The sequence below is a fragment of the Planococcus glaciei genome (genome assembly GCF_900099655.1).
Classification (GTDB): Bacteria; Bacillota; Bacilli; order Bacillales_A; family Planococcaceae; genus Planococcus; species Planococcus glaciei.
This window is the reverse complement of sequence record NZ_FNDC01000002.1, coordinates 20,559-39,385: the sequence shown is the minus strand read 5'-3', so window position 1 is coordinate 39,385 and position 18,827 is coordinate 20,559. Positions and strand designations below refer to the sequence as shown.

Genomic DNA, 18,827 nt, shown 5'->3' with positions numbered 1-18,827 from the left:
TTTTTATTTTTTGAATTTTTTATTTTTAATATCATTTCCTATGTTAAAATGGTTTGAAAAAAAGGAGGATGATCCAATGCCCCGGCTCCTGCAGAAAACCTTTTCCCATTCCCAGATGGAAGCTTTGATCAAAGTAGCAGAAGCGGTGAACTCTACGCTCAACCTAAATGAATTGTTTCAACTCACCTTAAAAGAATCCATTCAAGCCATACCGGATGCCGATGGCGGTGTCTTGTTTTTATATGACGACGAAATCCAAAAGCTTGTTTGCCTTTCTTATGTAAATTTCACCCATGCAGTCGAAAACATCAGCCTGGATGCGAATGAGTCGTTTACCGGAAAATGTTTTTCAACCCGCGAACCCGTCCTCATCAATTCTCCTCAAGGCCTCCCTGTCGAAACAGAAACGATGACGGTCCGGAACCGCCGATTGCTCGAAGAATCCATTGCCCCGCATAAAGGGCAAAATGCACTGCGCGCCATGTGTGTACCGCTTGTGACAGAAAATGACGAGTGCATCGGTGTCATTACACTCAATGGCTTTGCCGATGGCGGCACGTTTACTGACAAGGATTTGCGGCTTCTTCAAGCCATTGCCGGACAAGCGGCCATCGCCTTATCCAAAGCCCGGCTTCACGCAGATTTAAAAAAGAAGAATGAAGAGTTTGAACAAATCATCAGCTATCAGCAGCAATTGCTGTTGAAAATGAACGACGGCGTCGGTTTAAGCGATATGCTCAAGCAATTATCCCTCCAAATCCAAAAACCGCTATCGCTGTTGACCATTTACGGCGAATATTTGCAGATGGGCAATCAACCGGAAGGCTTGGACGTACAGGAATTCCCTATCCGCAGCGGACGTTTGCTCCTCGGCAAACTTTTTGTCTTAACAGGACCGGATGAGAAAATTACGGATACCGACCTTTACTTTATTCAGCAAAGCATTTTGTATTTCACGTTGGAAATCAACCGGGAAGCGGCACTTCGCGAAGCGGAACACCGCTTTAAAGCTGAACTGATGGACGACTTGCTGAACGGCATGCTGACGGAAAATTTCATCAAACGCGCCAAAAGGCTCGGCTTGGATATCGACAACCACTTTCTGCCGGTCGCGGTGGAAGCTTCCGTTTCCGCACAAGATAATTCGATGGCTGACTTACTGTACAAACGAGAACTTACGCACCTGTTCCAAGTAGAAGTGAACCAACGCTTTCCTGGCAGCCTTGTGGTTCAAAAGCAGCAGCATTATATTTTTCTGCTTTCCACACGCAAAGGCATCGCAAAAGATGTGCAGTTTGAAAAAGTAAAACGCCTGGCTTCAGAACTGCAGAACTTTATCGACCAACAGCAGCTGGAAGCCCGTTTGAAGTTCGGCGTCGGCCCATGCGTACACAGCATCGAAGACCTGCCTTCTTCCATCGAGGATTCATTGAAAGTCCTCCGATTCATGCGGACCACCCGGATGAAAGAAAATGTGGTCAATAGCCAGTCGCTTGGCTTTGAAAGCCTGTTGATCGCCAATAAGGACAAAGACATCAACGCCTTTGTGTCAGCGGCTCTTGGCCCTATCATGGAGCATGACCGCGGAAAAGAAGCGGAACTGCTGAAGACTTTGATGATTTATACGCAATTTATCCAGCATCCTGGCCAAGCCGCCAAGGAACTTCATATCCATTTGAACACCTTGCATTACCGGTTAAAAAAAATTGCCGATTTGCTTCAAGTGGACCTGCAAAATCCAGACGACTTATTGAATCTTCAACTGGCCTGCAAGTTGCTGAGAAATTTAGAAGATTGACAAGCACAGCAAAAAACCGGCTCCTGGGAATCAGGAAACCGGTTTTTTGCTTTTCATTGTGAAGCTTACAATTGTCTGAATCCGCCTGTATTGGCACGGACTTTGACTTCTGCGTATTTTTTAGCGTCGCTTTCTTTAGATAAAAGCGTTCCGATGAGTCCCCCGATAAAGCCCAGCGGAATGGAAACAATCGCGGGATTGGTTAACGGGAAGATCGGATTGCCGGTTATAATGGCCGCTCCTGCTTCCGGATTCATCACACTCGGGCTGATTGACACCAGAATCAAGGCAGAAATCAGACCCGTAAAGATAGCGGAAACCGCTCCGGTTGTGTTGAACTTTTTCCAGAAAATCGTGTAGACGATTACCGGCAAGTTCGCACTTGCCGCAATACAGAACGCCAAGGATACGAGGAAGGCCACGTTCAAGCTTTGAGCAAAAATAGCCAAGGTGATGGATAGGACAGCTACACCAACAGATGCATAGCGGGCAGCCAGCATTTGCTGGCGCTCTGTCGCTTTTCCTTTTTTGATGATTTGGCCGTAGATGTCATGGGCAAAAGCAGAAGCCCCTGATAATACCAGGCCGGCCACAACCGCTAAGATGGTTGCAAAAGCCACCGCAGATATGAACGACATCAGAATGTCGCCGCCCAACGCCTGGGCAAGCAGCGGTGCCGCCATATTTCCGGCCGGGTTTGTGCTGATAATGGTCTCAGATCCTACAAATGCTGCTGCGCCAAATCCAAGGAAAATGGTCATAACGTAGAAAATCCCGACAATCCATGTCGCCCACATAACCGAACTTCTCGCAGTTTTCGCATCTCTAACAGTGAAGAAACGCATTAAGATGTGCGGAAGGCCAGCAGTACCAAGCACTAACGCGAGCATTAAGGAAATCGTATCCAGTGGAATTTTGTATTTTACTCCCGGGTTTAAGAAAGCTTCCCCGTGCGGCGTTGCCGTTTTTACTTGTGCAAACATTTCCAGAATGCTGAAGTCAAAACGCTGCAGCACAAGGAATGATAAGATGACTGTACCGACCATCAATAGGACGGCTTTGATGATTTGAACCCAGCTGGTTGCTGTCATGCCGCCGAATAGCACATAGATGGTCATCATGATTCCGACAAGCAGGACCGCCCATAAATAATCAATTCCAAACAGCAATTGAATAAGCGCGCCTGCGCCTACAAGCTGTGCGATCATATAGAAAATAACGATTGTGATGGAACTTAACGCTGCCGCACCACGGACTTTTTTCGCATTAAAGCGGGCATTGATCATATCTGCCAATGTAAATTTCCCGAGGTTCCGGAGAGGTTCTGCAACTACGAACAAGACTACCAAATAAGCGACTAGGTAACCGATCGAGAATAGGAAGCCGTCAAATCCGAATAGCGCTATCGAACCGGCAATCCCTAAGAACGAAGCCGCAGACAGATAATCCCCCGCAATGGCCATTCCGTTTTGCCAGCCCGTCAAACCGCCGCCCGCCGTGTAAAAATCACTCGTCGTATTCGTCCGCTTCGCGGCAAAATAAGTGATGACAAGGGTCATGGCTACGATGACTAAGAAGATAATAATTACTGTAGCATTCATCGATTTTCCTCCTTGTCATAATTGAATTCGACTAATGTTTCCCGGGCCATTTCATCAAATTTCGCCGCCCGTTTCATGTAAACGGTTACAAGGATCCAAGTCATCGCAAAAAGTCCAAAAGCAAATACCCAAACCCAAGAGATATCCCCGATAAACGAAGCATCCAATAAATTCGTATACGAAATAATGACATTAAACAATAGATACAACCCTAAAAATAAGACCGTTGTCGGAATCAAAAAAGCTTTTTTCTTGCGCATTAATTCTCTAAATCCTGCTGATTCTTCAATTGCCTTAAAGTCCGGAATATGCCCTTCCGGCCTTTCCTCTCGAACAGCATGCTGCCGCTCATTCCCATTTGGATGGGCAATGGATTTTTCACTGCCAGCTATCGTCTTCGCCATTTTCAACACCCCTTTGAATTTTTATTTTTCTGAATCTAAAAATAATTAAAACATTTAAGTGAGGGTGCGTCAATAAAGGATATCCATAAAGTGGCATAAAGTCCTGTTTTATGGACATTCTTTTCGTGAAAAGAACCTTTATCTCTTTTGGCCAGAGATAAAGGTTCCTAATTTCCATACTATGACAAAACTGTCCGTTTACCAGAGTCCAAGCACTTTCCACCAGAGTCCGCCGGCACCGAACCAGACGATAATGTGAATGATGGAAATGATAAACCCGAGCATCCACCATTTCTGCTGGCTGACATAGCCGCTTCCAAAAAAGACCGGTGCCGGACCAGCGCCGTAATGCGTCAAGCAGCTGAACAAGTTGGAGAAAAATGCAAGAATCAAGGCAGACAATAGCGGCGGAGCACCTGAAGCGACAATGACCGATAAGAACGCCGCATACATTGCACTGACATGTGCGGTATTGCTGGCAAAAAAGTAATGCGAATAGAAATAAACAATCGCAAGAATTACCAAGGTTAATGTCCAGGACAGTTGGCCGACGGCATTCCCCATCAGCTCGCTGAACCACGGAATCATGCCTAGTTCATTTAAATATGTGGCCATCATGACGAGAACTGAAAACCATACGAGCGTATCCCAGGCACCTTGTTCTTTCTTAATATCCGACCACGTCAATACTCCGCTGAGCAGCAGCACACATAGTCCGATAAAAGCACTAGTCGTCGCATCGACGCCAAAATTCCCGCCAAAAATCCAAAGGGCCAAAAGAAGCACGAATACTCCGATCATATAGCGCTCTTCTTTCTTCAGCGGACCCATTTCTTGCAATTTCTCCGTTGCAATCGAAGAGGCTTCCGGTGTTTCTTTTAATTCCGGCGGATACAGTTTATAAATCACAAAAGGTATTAGGGCCAGACTGATCAATCCGGGCACCAGTGCCGCAAGCGCCCAACCGCCCCAAGTAATGGTCTCACCGGTGATTTCCTGGGTAATCTGGACAGCCAGCGGGTTCGCTGCCATTGCCGTTACAAACATCGCAGAAGTAATCATGTCTCCTTGAAAAGAGACTTTGACCAAAAAAGCTCCGACGCGCCGCTCTGACCCGTCTCCCACTCTGGATCCGTATGTTTCTGAAAGCGAACGGATAATCGGAAAAATGATTCCGCCAGCCCGGGCTGTATTGGAGGGCATTGCCGGGGCCAGTATCAAGTCACTCAGCAGCATCGAATAAGACAGCCCCAGCGTTTTTTTGCCGAACAACCGGACAAAAATATACGAAATCCGTGTACCCAACCCGGTTTTGATAAATCCCCGTGAAATGAAAAAAGCAATAACAATCAGCCAAATGGTCGTATTTTGAAATCCGCTTAACGACTGTTCCAAGGTCAGGATGTCCGTTAACACGATAAGGGTCAGCGCAAGGATGGCCGTGCTTCCCATAGGCACCGGTTTAATCACCAATGCCACAATCGTCGCGACAAAAATACTGAACAAATGCCACGCATCCGTCTCCAGTCCAGAAGGTGCAGGGATGAACCATAAAACCAAACCCAAGGCGGCACAAAATAAGAGCGATTTCCAATTTACTTCTCCCTGTTTTTCAGCAGCCATTCTTCTCCTCCTTTCCGAAAGCATCCCTTGACATTAGCAAAAAATCATTCATTTTCCCATTCTCCTGAACGGTTGAATGAATTCATCAGCTTGACCATGCGCTCAAAATTATTTAAAGCATCCAAGGCAAGAAGCCCGTTTCCTTCCGCAGATTTTGGATAGCCGATCGGTACGGTCCGCCGCACCAGCTGAGCGTACAGTTCCGCTTCTGTCAGCTTTCTTGCAAACTCTTTTTCCGCTATATTTTTCACCAATGCCAACGCTCCCGTTACGTGAGGCGTTGCCATCGAAGTGCCGGACAATGTGGCATATTTTCCGCCAGGATACGTCGAGTAAATGCGGACTCCCGGTGCAACCAGATCAATTTCGTCATTGGTATTGCTAAACGGCGCCAATTTCCGATTAAAATCAACTGCCCCTACTTGAATCACTTCCGGATAAGCTCCGGGATAAGCCGTTTCATCAGTGGACGGGCTGTCATCGCCTTCATTGCCAGCTGCACAAACAACAGGTATCCCGGCATCCACGGCACGTTTCACCGCGGCCTGCAGTTCCGGTACATCATCCGGTCCTCCAAGCGACATCGAGATTACACTTGTCTTCTCTCCATTTGGTCCTTGCCAATCAATCGCGTAATGGATGCCCTCGATGATGCCGGCGTAATCGCCGCTGCCTTCACCGTTCAATACTTTTAGAATCAACAAATTGGCGGACGGTGCCACTCCGGCAATGCCGCCTTCTGGACGTAATGATGCGGCAGCCGTTCCTGCTACGTGGGTGCCATGTCCATTGTTGTCGTCAAAGTTCTTTGGATCACTGCCAAAATCCGGCGTGAAATTTTTGCCGTCAATAACCCGGTCTTTCAAATCCGGGTGATCTACTTGGCAGCCCGTATCCAAAATGGCCAGGACATTGCCGCTCCCGTACTCCGCTTCTTCCCATACAGCCGGTGCCTGAATCATTTCAACACCTGGTGGAATTTGTACTGCTGCGGCAGTAATTTCTTCAACCCGATAAGGAATTAAATGGACATTATTCATCATTAGTCCCCCTTTATAAAAGACGCTTTTGTGATTAGATTGCCCCTTTTCGATTGTTCAGAAACATTAATCGAAAAGCTCGCAATTTTGCCGGGGAAGTGGCACGATATTGTCTAATCCTATTTAGACGGCAGCGATGTTAAACATGGCTGGAAAATTACCACTCATTATAAGGAGGAAATCAGATGGAGAAAAAGTGGATGATTTATGGAGCCAATGGTTACACAGGTGAATTGATTGCACGTGAAGCAGTAAAGCGCGGATTGAAGCCGGTTCTTGCCGGACGGAATGCGCAGAAGCTTGAACCCTTAGCCGTTGAACTGAATCTTGAGATGCGCAGCTTTCCAATAGATGAGAAAACCGCAACGCATCTTTCAGACATGGATGCCGTGCTGCACTGCGCCGGTCCCTTCAGCAAAACGAGCGCCTTGATGATTGAAGCTTGCCTTTTTGCCAAAGCCCATTATATGGACATCACCGGAGAAATTCCCGTCTTCGAACATACCCATTCCCAGCATGAACGGGCAAAAGAGGCAGGTGTTGTCCTTTGTTCGGGTGTCGGATTCGATGTCATTCCAACGGATTGCACGGCCTTGAAACTTAAAGAACTGATGCCTGACGCCACTTATCTGGCGCTCGGCTTTGATTCGGATTCTGGTATTTCCAGAGGGACTTATAAAACCATGATCCAAGGGCTGGGCACCGGCAGCGCCGAACGACAGGACGGAAAGCTGGCTTCCGTGCCCATCGGCAGCCAGCGCCGGACCATCGATTTTGGCCGCGGCAAGCGAGCGGCAATGGGAATTCCATGGGGCGATGTGGCAACTGCGTATTACAGTACCGGAATCCCAAACATTACCACTTGGATCCCGTTTCCAAAGCCGCTTGCTGCTGGCGCCGGATTAATGACTGCTTTGCAGCCGCTGCTGGATTCTTCCCGCGTCCAGGATACACTGTCAAATTGGGTGGAAAAACGCGTTAGCGGACCCGACGAAACGCTCCGCTCCAACTCACCCGCTTATATTTGGGGAGAAGCCAAGAATGACGCAGGAATCGTCAAAGTTGTCCGTATTCAAACGGCCAATGTGTACGATTTAACAGTTTACGGAGCTCTTGCTTCTGTCAACGGAGTGCTAATCGGCAATTTTGCAGGAGGCAGCTACACACCTTCCCAGTTATTCGGTTCTGAATTCCTTGAAACATTGCCGGGGTCCGGAAAATTTGAAGCCGATACTTTTTACCCCGCTTATTAAAACAAAAAAAGCTGTCCTCTGTGGACAGCTCAGCTCTTCATCAATTGCATGCGTTTATTGAATAAGGTTGGATACGATAAAAATCCAAGCAGAATACTGGTGACTGCAGCGGTTGTCAGCAACAGGAACATGATCAGCAATTGAAATTGCACCGCCTGAATCGGGTCTGCCCCTGCGATGATCTGCCCGCTCATCATACCAGGCAATTGGACAAGCCCCACTGTTTTCTGGCTTTCGATTGTCGGGATCATGCTGGCTTTGATCGACTGGATCAATTGCCGATGGATGGCCTGTTTCGGCGTTCCGCCCAGCGATAAGATCAATTCGGTCTGGTCCTGATGCGTCTCCACTTCCGCCGTGAACCGGTTCAGGAACAAGATGGACAGCACCATCGAGTTGCCGATGACCATCCCGCTGATCGGGATGATGTACTGCGCAGTCGGCGGGGTGATATTGAAGCCGATCAAAATGCTTTGGGTCAACACTTCAACAAACACCAAGGTTGCGGCAACCTTAGCGACAATCCCTCGAATAGCGGCTCCCTTTTTCTGTGCGTTATGCGTCGCAGCGACGATCATCAGTGTGACCATCAGGAAGATGTAGATCAGGCTATCCGATTCAAAGACGAATTTCAGCACATAGCCGACGGCAAGCAGTTGGATAATGGAGCGGATTGTAGCGACCAGCGTGTCTCTTTCAAGGCCCAGGTTGAACGTTTTTGATAAAACCAGCGGAATCAATACAAAAATCAAGGTTAAGGATAAAGTAAAATAACTCATCCGGCTTCCCCCCTTACGAACCGTTTGACTTTGTCATTCGCCGGATTGACCAGCAATTCGCTTTCGCCGGTTTCGATCACTTCACCGGCCATCATGACCCACGTATAATCGCCGATTTCCATGGCTTGCTGCAGGTTGTGGGTGATCCAAATAATCGTTGTGCCGTATTTCCGGTTGATCTTTACAATCAGCTCTTCTATTTCCTTTAAGGAAGTCCGGTCCAGTGAAGAGGTAATTTCATCCAGCAGCAGCACTTCGGGTTTATTGACCAATGTACGGGCAATCGAAACTTTCTGGCGCTGCCCACCCGACAGGTCTTTTACATTGCGGCTGATCAATTGCTCTTCCAGCCCGACGTCATGCAGCCATGCCAATGCATCTTGTTCCGGCAGCTTTTTGCCCTGCAGCTCTAACGGCAAATTCAAATTGTCATAAACCGTACCGCTGATCATCGGGGCACTTTGCAAAGCCATGCCGACAAGGCGGCGAAGCTCAACGGGTTCAATATTATCAATCGGCTTGTCTTTCACGTAAATTTCTCCTGTATCCGGCGACAGCAAGCCGTTGCATAATTTCAACAGTGTTGTCTTCCCTGCTCCGGAAGGTCCCACCAATGTGATAATTTTGCCTTCCGGAAAAGATCCTGTAATCTCTTTTAATATATGGGTATCGCCTGCAGAATAATTCACATGATTAAAATGTACAGCAGGTTTATATTGAATGGACACTCGTTTCACTTCCTTTTAAAAAGAAAACAGCACACAGTCAGCCGTGTGCTGTCTTCAACTAATCAGTTTTCCAGTCTGCGTTCTGCGAAGTCGTCATTCATTTTCAAGAAATATTCTCCGCCTTCTTCAATATGGGCCATTCGTGCAATAATGTCGCGGAACATTTTTTCTTCTTCCATTTGTTCTTCAATGAACCAATCAAGGAATGACAAAGTGGAATGTTCCTGCAGCTCATCTGCAAGTGTAACCAGTGCGTAGATATTGCTCGTTACATCTTTTTCCTGAGCCAGTGAACTTTGCAGAACGTCCATAGCATTCACATAGTCGTTTTTAGGTTCCCCGAGCGCCTGAAGCACCGGTTTTTCGTCCATCGTCACCAGGTAGTCGTAAAACTTCATCGCATGCTGATGCTCTTCACGCGATTGGATCAAATAAAAATTGGCGAAGCCATGATACCCTTTTTTCGAAAAGTACGCCGCCATTGCCGTATAGGAATGAGAAGCCTGTAACTCGTTATTGAATTGGTCATTTAATGCCATCGTCAATTTTGGTGGTAACATGAAAAATCCCTCCGTCTTCTTATTTAGAATCATTCTAATGTAGATACTATACCATACCCTGAATTCTATTGCAAAACACATGAGAAAATAATTTTTAATTGAGAATAATAATCAAGTAAAAAAGTATTTTTTAATTTATAATTGATAATAATTATTATCTAGAGAATAATTAGCAAGAGAATGCTGAACTTCCGAATCAATTGCTTACTATTAGTAACTAGTTGTAGTATAATAACTTCATGATTTAAATAGACTCTTCAAACAGGGGGAATTACAATGACACCAATCAAACTTGAACCGAAAGTGTTCGAAGTACTAAAAGATAAAATTGACTTGATCCAAATGGGCAATGAGGCGATTTATGTAGTCGGACCTATCCGGCTGCCAGTGAATTTATATGGAGAAACCGTTGTGTTCCAGTGGTATTGCTGGTTGAAACAAGATGAAGTGACGAACGATTACGAAACCATCATTGAAAAGCTGTCTTCTGCTAATTTGGCGGAATACCAGCAATCAAGCGTATTGGTTTATGGAGATTTTGAAAACAGCGAAGACGCGTTGATCCGCATGCATTCGATTTGCCATACAGGCGATATTTTCGGCAGCAAACGCTGTGACTGCGGATTCCAATTAAAGCAGTCGATGCAGCAAATCGCGGACCACGGATCCGGCGCTTTGTTCTATTTGGCGAACCATGAAGGGCGCGGCATCGGATTGTTCAGCAAAGCCATGGCGTATGTGCTTCAGGAGAACGGCTATGATACGGTCGAAGCCAATGAAAGCCTTGGTTTTGTCGACGATTCCCGCAATTACGACGATGCAATTGCCGTATTGAAATCGCTGCGCACTAAACCGGTGACATTGATGACAAATAACCCAAAAAAGATTTCCGCATTGGAAAATTCAGACCTTGAAATTGCCGGCCGCATTTCGTTATGGGGCGACGAGTCGGAATACAACGCCAAGTATTTGCAGACCAAAATCAATCGCTCCGGTCACTTGGAAGATGAGGGGGATGCTGTTCATGTCAAACCATGAATTTTATATGGACTTGGCATTAAATAATGCGAAGACAATGAAAGGCCAGACGGACCCCAATCCGCTTGTCGGTTCCGTCATTGTCAATGACAACCGCATTGTCGGCATCGGCGCCCATTTGAAAGCCGGCGAGCCGCATGCTGAAATCCATGCGCTTCGCATGGCCGGGGAAGCGGCGCGCGAAGGAACCATTTATGTTACGCTCGAGCCGTGTTCCCATCATGGCCGCACCGGTCCGTGTGCACTGGCCATTATTGAAGCAGGCCTGAAAAAAGTGGTGATTGCCACCCTTGACCCCAATCCGATTGTGGCCGGAAACGGCGTCAAGATGCTGGAAGAAGCCGGCATCGAAGTCCTTGTTGGCATCCGGGAAGAAGAATCCCGAAAGATGAATGAAGTTTTTAATAAATTCATTGTGACCCAACAGCCATTTGTCATCTTGAAAGCCGCTTCTACTTTAGACGGCAAAATCGCTTCGCATACGCTGGACAGCAAATGGATTACTTCGGAAGATGCACGCCGGGATGTCCACGTGCTGCGCAGTGAAAACCGGGCCATTTTAGTAGGTGTCGGCACTGTGATTGCGGATGATCCGGAATTGACTTCGCGGATTCCAAACGGGCGCCATCCCCTTCGCCTTGTCTTGGATTCCAAGCTGCGGATTCCATTGGATGCCAAAGTCGTAACCGATAATTTGGCAGATACGTGGATTTTCACCAGCAAGCAGCACGACCCTGAAAAACGCGCCCGCCTCGAAGCATTGGGCATTACCATTATTGAGACCAGTGGAAAACAGCGCACCGATATCCCGGATGTCGTCCGCATTCTTGGAGAGAGATCCATCTCTTCCCTGTTTATCGAAGGCGGCGGAACCATCAATGCCGCATTTCTGGAAAACGGTTTAGTCGATAAAGTGGTGTTGTATTTTGCGCCGAAATTAATCGGAGGCAAAGACGCCCCGACTTTCCTGGAAGGTTCCGGGTTTGAGCTGATGAAGCAAGCAGTGGAACTGGAAGACGGAGAATTTTTGAAAATCGGGAAAGACTTCAGGTTTACTGGATATCCCGTAAAAAGAGGAGTTTAACAATGAGATTCGGATTTGATATTGACGATACACTGATCAATTTGCGCGAATACGCTTTTCAGTTGTACCAGCGAAAACTTGGGCGTGAAGTGGCCATCGACCTGTTCTATGCCTTGAACCGCGTGGAAATACATGAACTGTTCGGCCTGAGCGACAAAGAAGGTTCTGATATGTGGAACAGCGTGTTGGATGAACTGTATTATACCGATTGCCCTGTTTATCCGGGAGCCGTCGAACTCCTCCAGCAGCTGGACCGGGAAGGCCATGAAATCTTCTACATAACAGCGCGTCCAGCGGAACACGGTGAGAATACAAAAGCCTGGCTGAAACACCAAGGCTTCCCGGTGCACAATGAACGGTTTTACTGCGGCATGAAAGATGCGGAAAAAGTGCACATCATCGAAGACCTGCAGCTCGATTACTATTTTGACGACAAACCGGCAGTGGTCGATACGTTGTCCCACGGATCGTTAAAAGTGATGGTGAAAGACCAGTCCTATAATCGCCATGTGGAATTGCCGCGCATTAAACAATGGGCGGATTTACAGGAACTGATCCAGAAGGAACTTAAATAATTGGGTTAAACCGGCCAGCAAATGGGCCGGTTTTTTGTCATATAAAAAAGTGATTCCCGGCTCCAGGAATCACTTTTCTTCACTTAAACTTTGTCTTCATCTTTCAACCCACTGTCGCCAAATGCATCGTCCAGCGTATCGAATCTCGAAATCCGTACCACTTTGCCGTTCTTAATCTCCATAAACGTGAACACGGTCACTTGGCCATTTTGATCTTCCCATGTGCCTTCTTGTTCAAAAACCACTTTATCGCCTTTGGCATAGCGGGTAACGGTCGTTAAACGAATGCCGGATTCCTCCGCCCACTGCTTTAATGTATCATGCCCGACGGCCGAGCCTCTAGGCCCCATTAATTCAATATTGTGATCCGAAAGTTCCAGCATGCCTTCAATATCTTTTGCATTGACTTTCTCCACCCATCCGTCTGCAATGTTAATGGTTTCTGTCACGTTCATTCGCTCCCTTCATAAGGTAATTTTTCGAAAACGACCAATGCGAGTGTAGCAAGAGGGCCCATTAAAAGGGACAATAAAAACCAGTTGAGACCGCTTCGATTTTTCCCCTGTGCAATGCCTGCATTGATCAATGCCAGTGTCCCCCAACCGATTGCGTAATCATTATCCATTTAACAGCCCCCTTTTTTCTAAATTTTAACACAAAAGAAGACAAGCGATGCGCCTGTCTTCTTCAGTAGTTGGAATTTTTTAATTTTTTAAAGGTTGTCACGAATTGGCCAGGGTCTTCATACACTTTGTACGTTATCACACCACGGTGCGTATGCAGATACAATAAGTTTGCTTCTTCAGAAAATGATTTATAGGACATATCCCAAACATTCGCCAAATGATACTTCGCGGTTGGCGCCACTAAAGTATCTTCATAAAGGTGCAAGTGATATTCCAAGTGCACCAATTTCATCTCACCCGCTTCAATGGAACGCTCCGTGTCAATGTAAGTGATGGAAGATAGTGAGTTTGTATGGTCCACGGCCATTCGCCTCCTGACTTGCGATTGAGTCAAGTTTACCTTATCCGCATTCCAACAAGCAAAAGTTCGGTCCTCAATCGGCTCGGAAAACCGTCCTGTTTCAGCGCCCTACACCGCTATCCTTCAGCTGGCCTTTCCCTTCAATCCGCTGCATCGAAGTATTCGTTCGTTAAATCACCGTTTACTCCGATAGCCGCTGCGCTTCCTTCTCCTGCTGCAATGACCACTTGGGCCGGTACAATCAAAGAAGCGTCTCCAGCCGCATAGACATTCCAGACATTGGTGCGTCCGTATTCATCGGTTTTGATGCCGCCATATTCATTTTCTTCACAGCCCAGCTCTTTTCCGAACTGTGCATTGTGGCTCCATAGGGGCGTCACGAAGCCGCCCACCCGGTCAATGAGCGTGCCGTCTTCAAGCCTGACGCTGCGTAATTGTCCATTTTCGCCTTCCAGCCCATCAATGACTTCTTCCCGAACTCCGATGCCTTTAGCAACCAGCCGCTCCCGGTCTTCCAGTTCCAGCCGGCCTTCGCCGTTCGTAAAAACGATCAAATCCTTGCTCCACGTATAAACTTTTTTTGCCAACTCAAAGACACTTTTATCGGCAATTACGGCCAATGGCTGATCGCGCAATTCCCAGCCATCGCAATAAGGGCAACTGAACAAAGACGTTCCGTAATACTTTTCGATGTCGGGAATATTGGGCTGTTGTTCCCGCAATCCTGTTGCCAGGATAATTTTGATGCTGTGATAGGTTTTGCCTTCTTCGGTAGTGATTTCGTAATGAGTATCTGAAACGCGGTTGATTGACATGACCCGTTCTTGTTTTATTTCAACCGAATCGTATTTTGCAATATCCTTGTGTGCCAGGCGCTTAAATTCTTCCGGTTTGATCCCGTCGCGGGTAATAAATCCGTGAGATTCTCTGGTCACCAGATTGCGCCCGCTGTCATCATCAAAAAGAATCACGTTTCTTCTTGAGCGTCCAAGTACCAAAGCAGCATTTAATCCAGCAGGGCCTCCGCCGACAATCACACAGTCGTAGCGCATATGAACTCCATCCTTTGTTTAGTAGGTTTTCTCCTAAACCTTCCCGCTTCACGGGCTGGATAAACGCTTTTCACGGTACCATAAAAGGAATTTCCACATATAAAAAAACTGCTTCCCATAAGGAAGCAGCTCCAGCTTATACTTGTTTCGCCAATAATCCTGTTAACACCTTAATAAAGAATTCGTTTTCTTCCGGTGTTCCGACGGTGACGCGGATATAATCCGGCAGTCCCCATGTTTTTCCGTAGCGCACAATTACGCCGTTCGCCATCAATGCTTTGTAGACTTCTTCGCCTTCCGCCCCTATTTGGACAAGCACAAAATTCGCCATGCTTTCGATGTAGTTTAAACCGAGGTCCGTGAACGCGGCATAAAGCTGCTCACGTCCTGCTTTATTGGCTTCTTGTGAAGCGCGCACATGCTCCTCATCGGAAATTGCGGCAACAGCTGCAGCTTGCGCCAAAGCATTGACGTTAAACGGTTCTTTCACTTTCAAAATTGATTGGATGATCGCTTCTGGTGCAATTCCGAAACCTACGCGAATGCCGGCGATGCCATAAATTTTTGAGAAAGTTTGAAGAACAAGAACCGGATGCCCAGCGTTTACAAACTCAATGCCATTTGTGTACTCCGGTGCATCTGCAAAATGGCTGTATGCGCCGTCAATGACGACCAGCACATCGGAAACCGCATTCAACAGCTTTTCGATGTCCGTTTTGGAAATGACGGTGCCAGTCGGATTGTTCGGTGTGCAAATATAAATGATCTTTGTTTTTTCCGTAACTGCTGCAATAATGGCCTCTACGTCAAACTGGAAGTTTTCGGCAAATGGCACTGGGACTACAGAAGCCCCCATGATGTGGGCGCCGAAATCGTATTCGCTGAAAGAAGGAGAAGGCACGATGATTTCATCGCCTTGCTCCAAAAATGCTTCCGATACGAGCGTGATCAATTCATCTGCACCATTTGTTGCAATTACTTGCTGCGGCGTTACTCCGTAAGCAGCAGAGATTGATTGTTTCATCGCCGTCGTATCAGCATCCGGGTAGCGGTTTAGCTCAGATAAGCTCGCCTGGATGGCTGCTACCGCTTTTGGAGAAGGGCCAAGCGGATTTTCGTTTGAAGCCAATTTAATCACGCGCTCCAGACCCAATTCTTTTTGCACTTCCCAAATCGGCTTGCCTGGAGAATAAGGCTGGATTGAATTCAAAGTTTTGCGCGGCTGAATGTTTTTATTGTTTCGCATAGTAGTCCCTCCAACAGGTTTGTTTCAATTGCTTGAATTTTTATTTAAATACACTTTTAACTATACCAGTCATTCCTCTAAATCGGCACCCCAAAATGCTGAAGCGGCTTTTCTTTTCCCGAATCATTCGGTTTTTTTCTCCGGAACCAGTGCTTCCGCATGCCGCGGCTGCCGGTTTACGAGGTAAATGCTTAGAATGATCAGGACTAGCCCGATTGCCAGCGTAACTGTGACGGGTTCATCCAAAAATACGGTCCCCGTCAATACCGCGACCAGCGGCACGAGAAAAGTAAAAGCCGCCACTTTACTCGCTTCGCCTTTGTTCATCAGAAAAAAATAAATTACAAAAGCAATCGGCACGCCAAAAGTGGCGCCGAACAAGAGGCCTGCCCAGTAAGGCCAGTTCCAGGTGATATCGGACCAGCTTTCAACCACACTGCCCCCCGCCAACAGTACTGCTCCTCCAATGATGAACTGCAAAGCCACCATCCACATGGAATCCACCTGCCGGCCCACTTTCTTTACATAAATGACGCCGAGCGCCCAACTAAGCGCTGCCAGAAGCGCCATGACGATTCCTATTATGGAAATGTCCCCGGTCAAGCTATCCGCACTGATGACCAAAATTCCGAGAAACCCTGTGAGCAATCCGGCGATTTTAAAAGCAGTCATCTTTTCCCCAAGCCACATCCAGGCAAAAATCCCGATCAGTACTGGCTGAAAATAAACCACAACGGAAAACAAGCCACCCGGCAAATATTCAAGCCCAGCCGTTTGCAAGCCGTAAAACAACACTGCATTTAACAAAGCGGAAATCATATAAGCTTTCCAATTTTCCCGCCAGCGGATTTTGCGCCACGCAGGCAGCAATACAAGCGCCAGCAGCAAGCCGCCAAAAAAAGAGCGGGTGCCGGCAAACAAAATCGGCGGCGTGTATTCAAGTGCCAGCTTGTAAATGGACCAGCTGACTCCCCATATGATGACCAACAGGGCCAGCAACCCGGTCGCCCGGGTAAAGTACTTGCTCATTTCTCTATCTCCTTCAGCAGCTCTTATTCTGAATATCGTTCCATTATACAGAATTGTGCTATTATTTAAACGAGGAACCGCAACTATTTGTATCCCATCTGCAAATATGTTTAACTGTAACGAGACTAACCAAAGAGGAGTTTACACATGATTAAAAAAATGAAATACGCTGCAGCACCGCTTTTATTGGCATTGGCACTTGGGGCTTGTTCAGACAGCGAAGAAGCCGCGCCAAAAGAAGAAACCACAAAAGAAGAAACAGCAGCATCGACTGAACAGCCAGCAGAGCAGGAGTCAAAACTGAAACTGCCCGCTGAAAAAGATGTAGTGGTCGTTGTTAACGATGAAAAAGTGCTGGGCAACGTCTATAACAGTGTGGCCCGCCAACTGGAATCGTCTCTTGCAACGCAAGGCAAAGACACGGCAGAAGCTGAGAACGCCGATTTGATCAAAGAACAAGCCATCACTGTGATTGTCGGCAACAAGCTGATTTTGCAGGATGCAGAAAAAAAAGGCTATAGCGCAGAAGATGCGGCAGTTGAAGAACGCCTAGAAGAACTGAAAGGCCAGTTCGAAGACGAAAAAGCAATGAACGCAGCTTTGAAAGAAAATGGCTATACCCTGGACGATATGGAAAGCCAGCTCCGTGAACAAATCACTTATGAAAACTATGTCGCTAAGGAAGTAAAGGCTGCCGAAGTGACGGATAAAGAAGTGCAAGAAGCGTATGACGGCTTTGCTGAGACCGCTGGAGAAGAAGCTCCCGCTTTTGAAGAAATGGAACCGACCATCCGCCAGTCTCTTGAACAGCAGAATACACAGAAAGCGGTTTACGACCGCATTGAGGAATTAAAAGAAACAGCAAAAATCGATGTAAAAATTTAAAAAAATCCCGGCTCAATTCAATTTGAGCCGGGATTTTTACTAGCATTCTTATAATTTGTCTTTGCAAAAAGCCAATACTTCCGCTTCTTCGTCTTCTTCCAACCCAAACTCCAAAACTTCGCGGGACATTTTATCAGCAAAATTATAATGGGCAATCCGTGCGCCATCTTCCTCTACTGCCAAAATAACACGCAGCTCCAAGCCGCCTTCTGTAAACAGCTCATCGTCTTCTTCCACTTCTACATCCAGCAGAAATTCGTAGCGTTCGCCCTCGATGATGCCGGTTGGATCTTTTAACTGGTTAAAACCAAAATTTGTAATCTCCATTTATACACCTCCGTCTTTCCATTTTAGCCTGTTACCTAGGTTTTTGGTAGCTTCGTCTCGAAATCCACGGACGTTTAACGTGCCAAGCAACGGGAATAATAACTAAATGGTAAACTTTAAAGGAGTGGAACTTACATGAATGTATTAGTTATTGGCGCAAACGGACAAGTCGGACGCCGGGTTGTCCAGGAATTGGCAGCATCTTCACACGATGCGGTAGCCATGGTCCGCAAAGAAGAACAAGTCGATCATTTAAAAGAGCTCGGAGCTGCAAAAGTGGTGCTGGGGGATTTGGAAAAAGACTTCAGCGAAGCATTTGAAGATGTGGATGCAGTGATTTTCGCTGCTGGTTCCGGCGGTTCAACTGGCCCCGATAAAACCTTGACGATTGATTTATGGGGTTCTGTAAAAGCTGCAAGATACGCTGAAGACAAAGGCGTAAAACGCTTTGTCCAATTGAGCTCAATGGGCACGCCTGACCCTGACGAAGGCGGCGAAAAAATGAAGCCTTACCTCGTTGCAAAAAGAGTAGCAGACGACATCTTGCAAACGACTAAGCTCGATTACACCATTATCCGGCCCGGTGCTTTATCCAACGAAGACAAATCCGGCAAAATCGAGGTTTCTTCCGAAGGCTTCACTTCCATGGAAGGCCGTTCGATTCCAAGAGCCGATGTGGCTGCGGTGTTGGTGAAAGCCTTGGATCAGCCGAACACGCACCACAAAATTTTTGAAGTGCTCCAAGGAGACACTCCGCTCGAAGAAGAGCTGAATAATTTATAATTTCTTGGCATCCGTTTACATGAAGAGCGAATAGA

21 protein-coding genes are annotated in these 18,827 nt (G+C 46.9%); 7 read left to right on the top strand and 14 right to left on the bottom strand.

Going from position 1 to position 18,827, the window contains the following annotated elements:
• Positions 1 to 76 precede the first annotated feature (76 nt).
• Positions 77 to 1,798, top strand: coding sequence for a helix-turn-helix domain-containing protein (locus BLQ32_RS03535; RefSeq protein WP_074509146.1), 1,722 nt, complete (start codon positions 77 to 79; stop codon positions 1,796 to 1,798).
• Positions 1,799 to 1,863: 65 nt separating this feature from the next.
• On the opposite strand, the gene BLQ32_RS03530 is transcribed toward BLQ32_RS03535, so the two are convergent.
• The 4 genes from BLQ32_RS03530 to BLQ32_RS03515 form a co-directional block, all read right to left on the bottom strand.
• Entirely contained in the window at positions 1,864 to 3,399 is a 1,536-nt protein-coding gene (locus BLQ32_RS03530) for a solute symporter family protein (protein WP_053165915.1), read from the bottom strand.
• Positions 3,396 to 3,803, bottom strand: coding sequence for a DUF485 domain-containing protein (locus tag BLQ32_RS03525; protein ID WP_083335261.1), 408 nt, complete (start codon positions 3,801 to 3,803; stop codon positions 3,396 to 3,398). The genes BLQ32_RS03530 and BLQ32_RS03525 overlap by 4 nt, the downstream gene beginning before the upstream one ends.
• A gap of 198 nt (positions 3,804 to 4,001) precedes the next feature.
• Positions 4,002 to 5,426, bottom strand: a complete 1,425-nt coding sequence (locus tag BLQ32_RS03520; RefSeq protein ID WP_139150502.1) for an anion permease — start codon at positions 5,424 to 5,426, stop codon at positions 4,002 to 4,004.
• A gap of 44 nt (positions 5,427 to 5,470) precedes the next feature.
• Positions 5,471 to 6,466 (bottom strand): S8 family peptidase, encoded by a 996-nt coding sequence (locus BLQ32_RS03515; RefSeq protein WP_074509144.1) that lies wholly within the window; start codon positions 6,464 to 6,466, stop codon positions 5,471 to 5,473.
• A gap of 185 nt (positions 6,467 to 6,651) precedes the next feature.
• Here BLQ32_RS03515 and BLQ32_RS03510 point away from each other — a divergent pair, with 185 nt between their 5' ends.
• Positions 6,652 to 7,719 carry a saccharopine dehydrogenase family protein gene (locus tag BLQ32_RS03510; RefSeq protein WP_074509143.1) on the top strand — a complete coding sequence of 356 codons (1,068 nt, stop codon included), beginning with the start codon at positions 6,652 to 6,654 and terminating at the stop codon, positions 7,717 to 7,719.
• A gap of 29 nt (positions 7,720 to 7,748) precedes the next feature.
• On the opposite strand, the gene BLQ32_RS03505 is transcribed toward BLQ32_RS03510, so the two are convergent.
• The 3 genes from BLQ32_RS03505 to BLQ32_RS03495 all read right to left on the bottom strand — a co-directional run bounded on the left by BLQ32_RS03505 (position 7,749) and on the right by BLQ32_RS03495 (position 9,786).
• Positions 7,749 to 8,498 (bottom strand): ABC transporter permease, encoded by a 750-nt coding sequence (locus BLQ32_RS03505; protein WP_074509142.1) that lies wholly within the window; start codon positions 8,496 to 8,498, stop codon positions 7,749 to 7,751.
• Complete coding sequence (locus BLQ32_RS03500) at positions 8,495 to 9,226, bottom strand: ABC transporter ATP-binding protein (RefSeq protein ID WP_074509141.1); 732 nt, start codon at positions 9,224 to 9,226, stop codon at positions 8,495 to 8,497. Before BLQ32_RS03500 ends, BLQ32_RS03505 begins: the two co-directional genes overlap by 4 nt.
• Before the next feature lie 62 nt (positions 9,227 to 9,288).
• Complete coding sequence (locus BLQ32_RS03495; RefSeq protein ID WP_074509140.1) at positions 9,289 to 9,786, bottom strand: ferritin; 498 nt, start codon at positions 9,784 to 9,786, stop codon at positions 9,289 to 9,291.
• Between the two features lie 276 nt (positions 9,787 to 10,062).
• Between BLQ32_RS03495 and BLQ32_RS03490 the strand changes: the two genes are divergently transcribed.
• The 3 genes from BLQ32_RS03490 to BLQ32_RS03480 are packed head-to-tail and all read left to right on the top strand — an operon-like array spanning position 10,063 to position 12,483.
• Positions 10,063 to 10,824 (top strand): GTP cyclohydrolase II, encoded by a 762-nt coding sequence (locus BLQ32_RS03490; protein ID WP_074509139.1) that lies wholly within the window; start codon positions 10,063 to 10,065, stop codon positions 10,822 to 10,824.
• Positions 10,811 to 11,908 carry a bifunctional diaminohydroxyphosphoribosylaminopyrimidine deaminase/5-amino-6-(5-phosphoribosylamino)uracil reductase RibD gene (ribD, locus tag BLQ32_RS03485; RefSeq protein ID WP_074509138.1) on the top strand — a complete coding sequence of 366 codons (1,098 nt, stop codon included), beginning with the start codon at positions 10,811 to 10,813 and terminating at the stop codon, positions 11,906 to 11,908. Before BLQ32_RS03490 ends, ribD begins: the two co-directional genes overlap by 14 nt.
• A 2-nt stretch (positions 11,909 to 11,910) precedes the next feature.
• Positions 11,911 to 12,483 (top strand): 5' nucleotidase, NT5C type, encoded by a 573-nt coding sequence (locus tag BLQ32_RS03480; RefSeq protein WP_074509137.1) that lies wholly within the window; start codon positions 11,911 to 11,913, stop codon positions 12,481 to 12,483.
• Positions 12,484 to 12,566: 83 nt separating this feature from the next.
• On the opposite strand, the gene BLQ32_RS03475 is transcribed toward BLQ32_RS03480, so the two are convergent.
• The 6 genes from BLQ32_RS03475 to BLQ32_RS03455 form a co-directional block, all read right to left on the bottom strand.
• A complete protein-coding gene (locus tag BLQ32_RS03475) occupies positions 12,567 to 12,932 on the bottom strand; it encodes a nuclear transport factor 2 family protein (protein ID WP_139150501.1) in 366 nt (121 codons plus the stop codon).
• Between the two features lie 2 nt (positions 12,933 to 12,934).
• A complete protein-coding gene (locus BLQ32_RS19790; protein ID WP_175557065.1) occupies positions 12,935 to 13,108 on the bottom strand; it encodes a hypothetical protein in 174 nt (57 codons plus the stop codon).
• A gap of 62 nt (positions 13,109 to 13,170) precedes the next feature.
• Positions 13,171 to 13,476 (bottom strand): hypothetical protein, encoded by a 306-nt coding sequence (locus BLQ32_RS03470; RefSeq protein ID WP_235524989.1) that lies wholly within the window; start codon positions 13,474 to 13,476, stop codon positions 13,171 to 13,173.
• 134 nt (positions 13,477 to 13,610) lie between these two features.
• Complete coding sequence (locus tag BLQ32_RS03465) at positions 13,611 to 14,522, bottom strand: NAD(P)/FAD-dependent oxidoreductase (protein ID WP_074509136.1); 912 nt, start codon at positions 14,520 to 14,522, stop codon at positions 13,611 to 13,613.
• Positions 14,523 to 14,658: 136 nt separating this feature from the next.
• A complete protein-coding gene (gene hisC, locus BLQ32_RS03460) occupies positions 14,659 to 15,768 on the bottom strand; it encodes a histidinol-phosphate transaminase (protein WP_053165908.1) in 1,110 nt (369 codons plus the stop codon).
• 123 nt (positions 15,769 to 15,891) lie between these two features.
• Positions 15,892 to 16,797: a DMT family transporter gene (locus tag BLQ32_RS03455; RefSeq protein ID WP_074509135.1), complete on the bottom strand. Its 906-nt coding sequence runs from the start codon at positions 16,795 to 16,797 to the stop codon at positions 15,892 to 15,894.
• 147 nt (positions 16,798 to 16,944) lie between these two features.
• Here BLQ32_RS03455 and BLQ32_RS03450 point away from each other — a divergent pair, with 147 nt between their 5' ends.
• Positions 16,945 to 17,682: a SurA N-terminal domain-containing protein gene (locus tag BLQ32_RS03450; RefSeq protein ID WP_074509134.1), complete on the top strand. Its 738-nt coding sequence runs from the start codon at positions 16,945 to 16,947 to the stop codon at positions 17,680 to 17,682.
• Positions 17,683 to 17,730: 48 nt separating this feature from the next.
• On the opposite strand, the gene BLQ32_RS03445 is transcribed toward BLQ32_RS03450, so the two are convergent.
• Positions 17,731 to 18,009, bottom strand: a complete 279-nt coding sequence (locus tag BLQ32_RS03445) for a DUF6509 family protein (RefSeq protein WP_074509133.1) — start codon at positions 18,007 to 18,009, stop codon at positions 17,731 to 17,733.
• Positions 18,010 to 18,144: 135 nt separating this feature from the next.
• Between BLQ32_RS03445 and BLQ32_RS03440 the strand changes: the two genes are divergently transcribed.
• Positions 18,145 to 18,792: an SDR family oxidoreductase gene (locus BLQ32_RS03440; protein WP_053165906.1), complete on the top strand. Its 648-nt coding sequence runs from the start codon at positions 18,145 to 18,147 to the stop codon at positions 18,790 to 18,792.
• The last annotated feature ends 35 nt before the right edge of the window (positions 18,793 to 18,827 follow it).

Excerpts from the sequence above, each read along its gene's own strand:
- BLQ32_RS03510 (WP_074509143.1), top strand. The coding sequence starts at position 6,652 with ATGGAGAAAAAGTGGATGATTTATGGAGCCAATGGTTACACAGGTGAA.
- BLQ32_RS03495 (WP_074509140.1), bottom strand. The coding sequence starts at position 9,786 with ATGTTACCACCAAAATTGACGATGGCATTAAATGACCAATTCAATAAC.
- BLQ32_RS03505 (WP_074509142.1), bottom strand. The coding sequence starts at position 8,498 with ATGAGTTATTTTACTTTATCCTTAACCTTGATTTTTGTATTGATTCCG.
- BLQ32_RS19790 (WP_175557065.1), bottom strand. The coding sequence starts at position 13,108 with ATGGATAATGATTACGCAATCGGTTGGGGGACACTGGCATTGATCAAT.
- BLQ32_RS03520 (WP_139150502.1), bottom strand. The coding sequence starts at position 5,426 with ATGGCTGCTGAAAAACAGGGAGAAGTAAATTGGAAATCGCTCTTATTT.
- BLQ32_RS03490 (WP_074509139.1), top strand. The coding sequence starts at position 10,063 with ATGACACCAATCAAACTTGAACCGAAAGTGTTCGAAGTACTAAAAGAT.
- BLQ32_RS03530 (WP_053165915.1), bottom strand. The coding sequence starts at position 3,399 with ATGAATGCTACAGTAATTATTATCTTCTTAGTCATCGTAGCCATGACC.
- BLQ32_RS03515 (WP_074509144.1), bottom strand. The coding sequence starts at position 6,466 with ATGAATAATGTCCATTTAATTCCTTATCGGGTTGAAGAAATTACTGCC.
- BLQ32_RS03450 (WP_074509134.1), top strand. The coding sequence starts at position 16,945 with ATGATTAAAAAAATGAAATACGCTGCAGCACCGCTTTTATTGGCATTG.
- BLQ32_RS03525 (WP_083335261.1), bottom strand. The coding sequence starts at position 3,803 with ATGGCGAAGACGATAGCTGGCAGTGAAAAATCCATTGCCCATCCAAAT.
- BLQ32_RS03470 (WP_235524989.1), bottom strand. The coding sequence starts at position 13,476 with ATGGCCGTGGACCATACAAACTCACTATCTTCCATCACTTACATTGAC.
- BLQ32_RS03440 (WP_053165906.1), top strand. The coding sequence starts at position 18,145 with ATGAATGTATTAGTTATTGGCGCAAACGGACAAGTCGGACGCCGGGTT.
- BLQ32_RS03480 (WP_074509137.1), top strand. The coding sequence starts at position 11,911 with ATGAGATTCGGATTTGATATTGACGATACACTGATCAATTTGCGCGAA.
- BLQ32_RS03455 (WP_074509135.1), bottom strand. The coding sequence starts at position 16,797 with ATGAGCAAGTACTTTACCCGGGCGACCGGGTTGCTGGCCCTGTTGGTC.
- ribD (WP_074509138.1), top strand. The coding sequence starts at position 10,811 with ATGTCAAACCATGAATTTTATATGGACTTGGCATTAAATAATGCGAAG.
- hisC (WP_053165908.1), bottom strand. The coding sequence starts at position 15,768 with ATGCGAAACAATAAAAACATTCAGCCGCGCAAAACTTTGAATTCAATC.
- BLQ32_RS03535 (WP_074509146.1), top strand. The coding sequence starts at position 77 with ATGCCCCGGCTCCTGCAGAAAACCTTTTCCCATTCCCAGATGGAAGCT.
- BLQ32_RS03445 (WP_074509133.1), bottom strand. The coding sequence starts at position 18,009 with ATGGAGATTACAAATTTTGGTTTTAACCAGTTAAAAGATCCAACCGGC.
- BLQ32_RS03465 (WP_074509136.1), bottom strand. The coding sequence starts at position 14,522 with ATGCGCTACGACTGTGTGATTGTCGGCGGAGGCCCTGCTGGATTAAAT.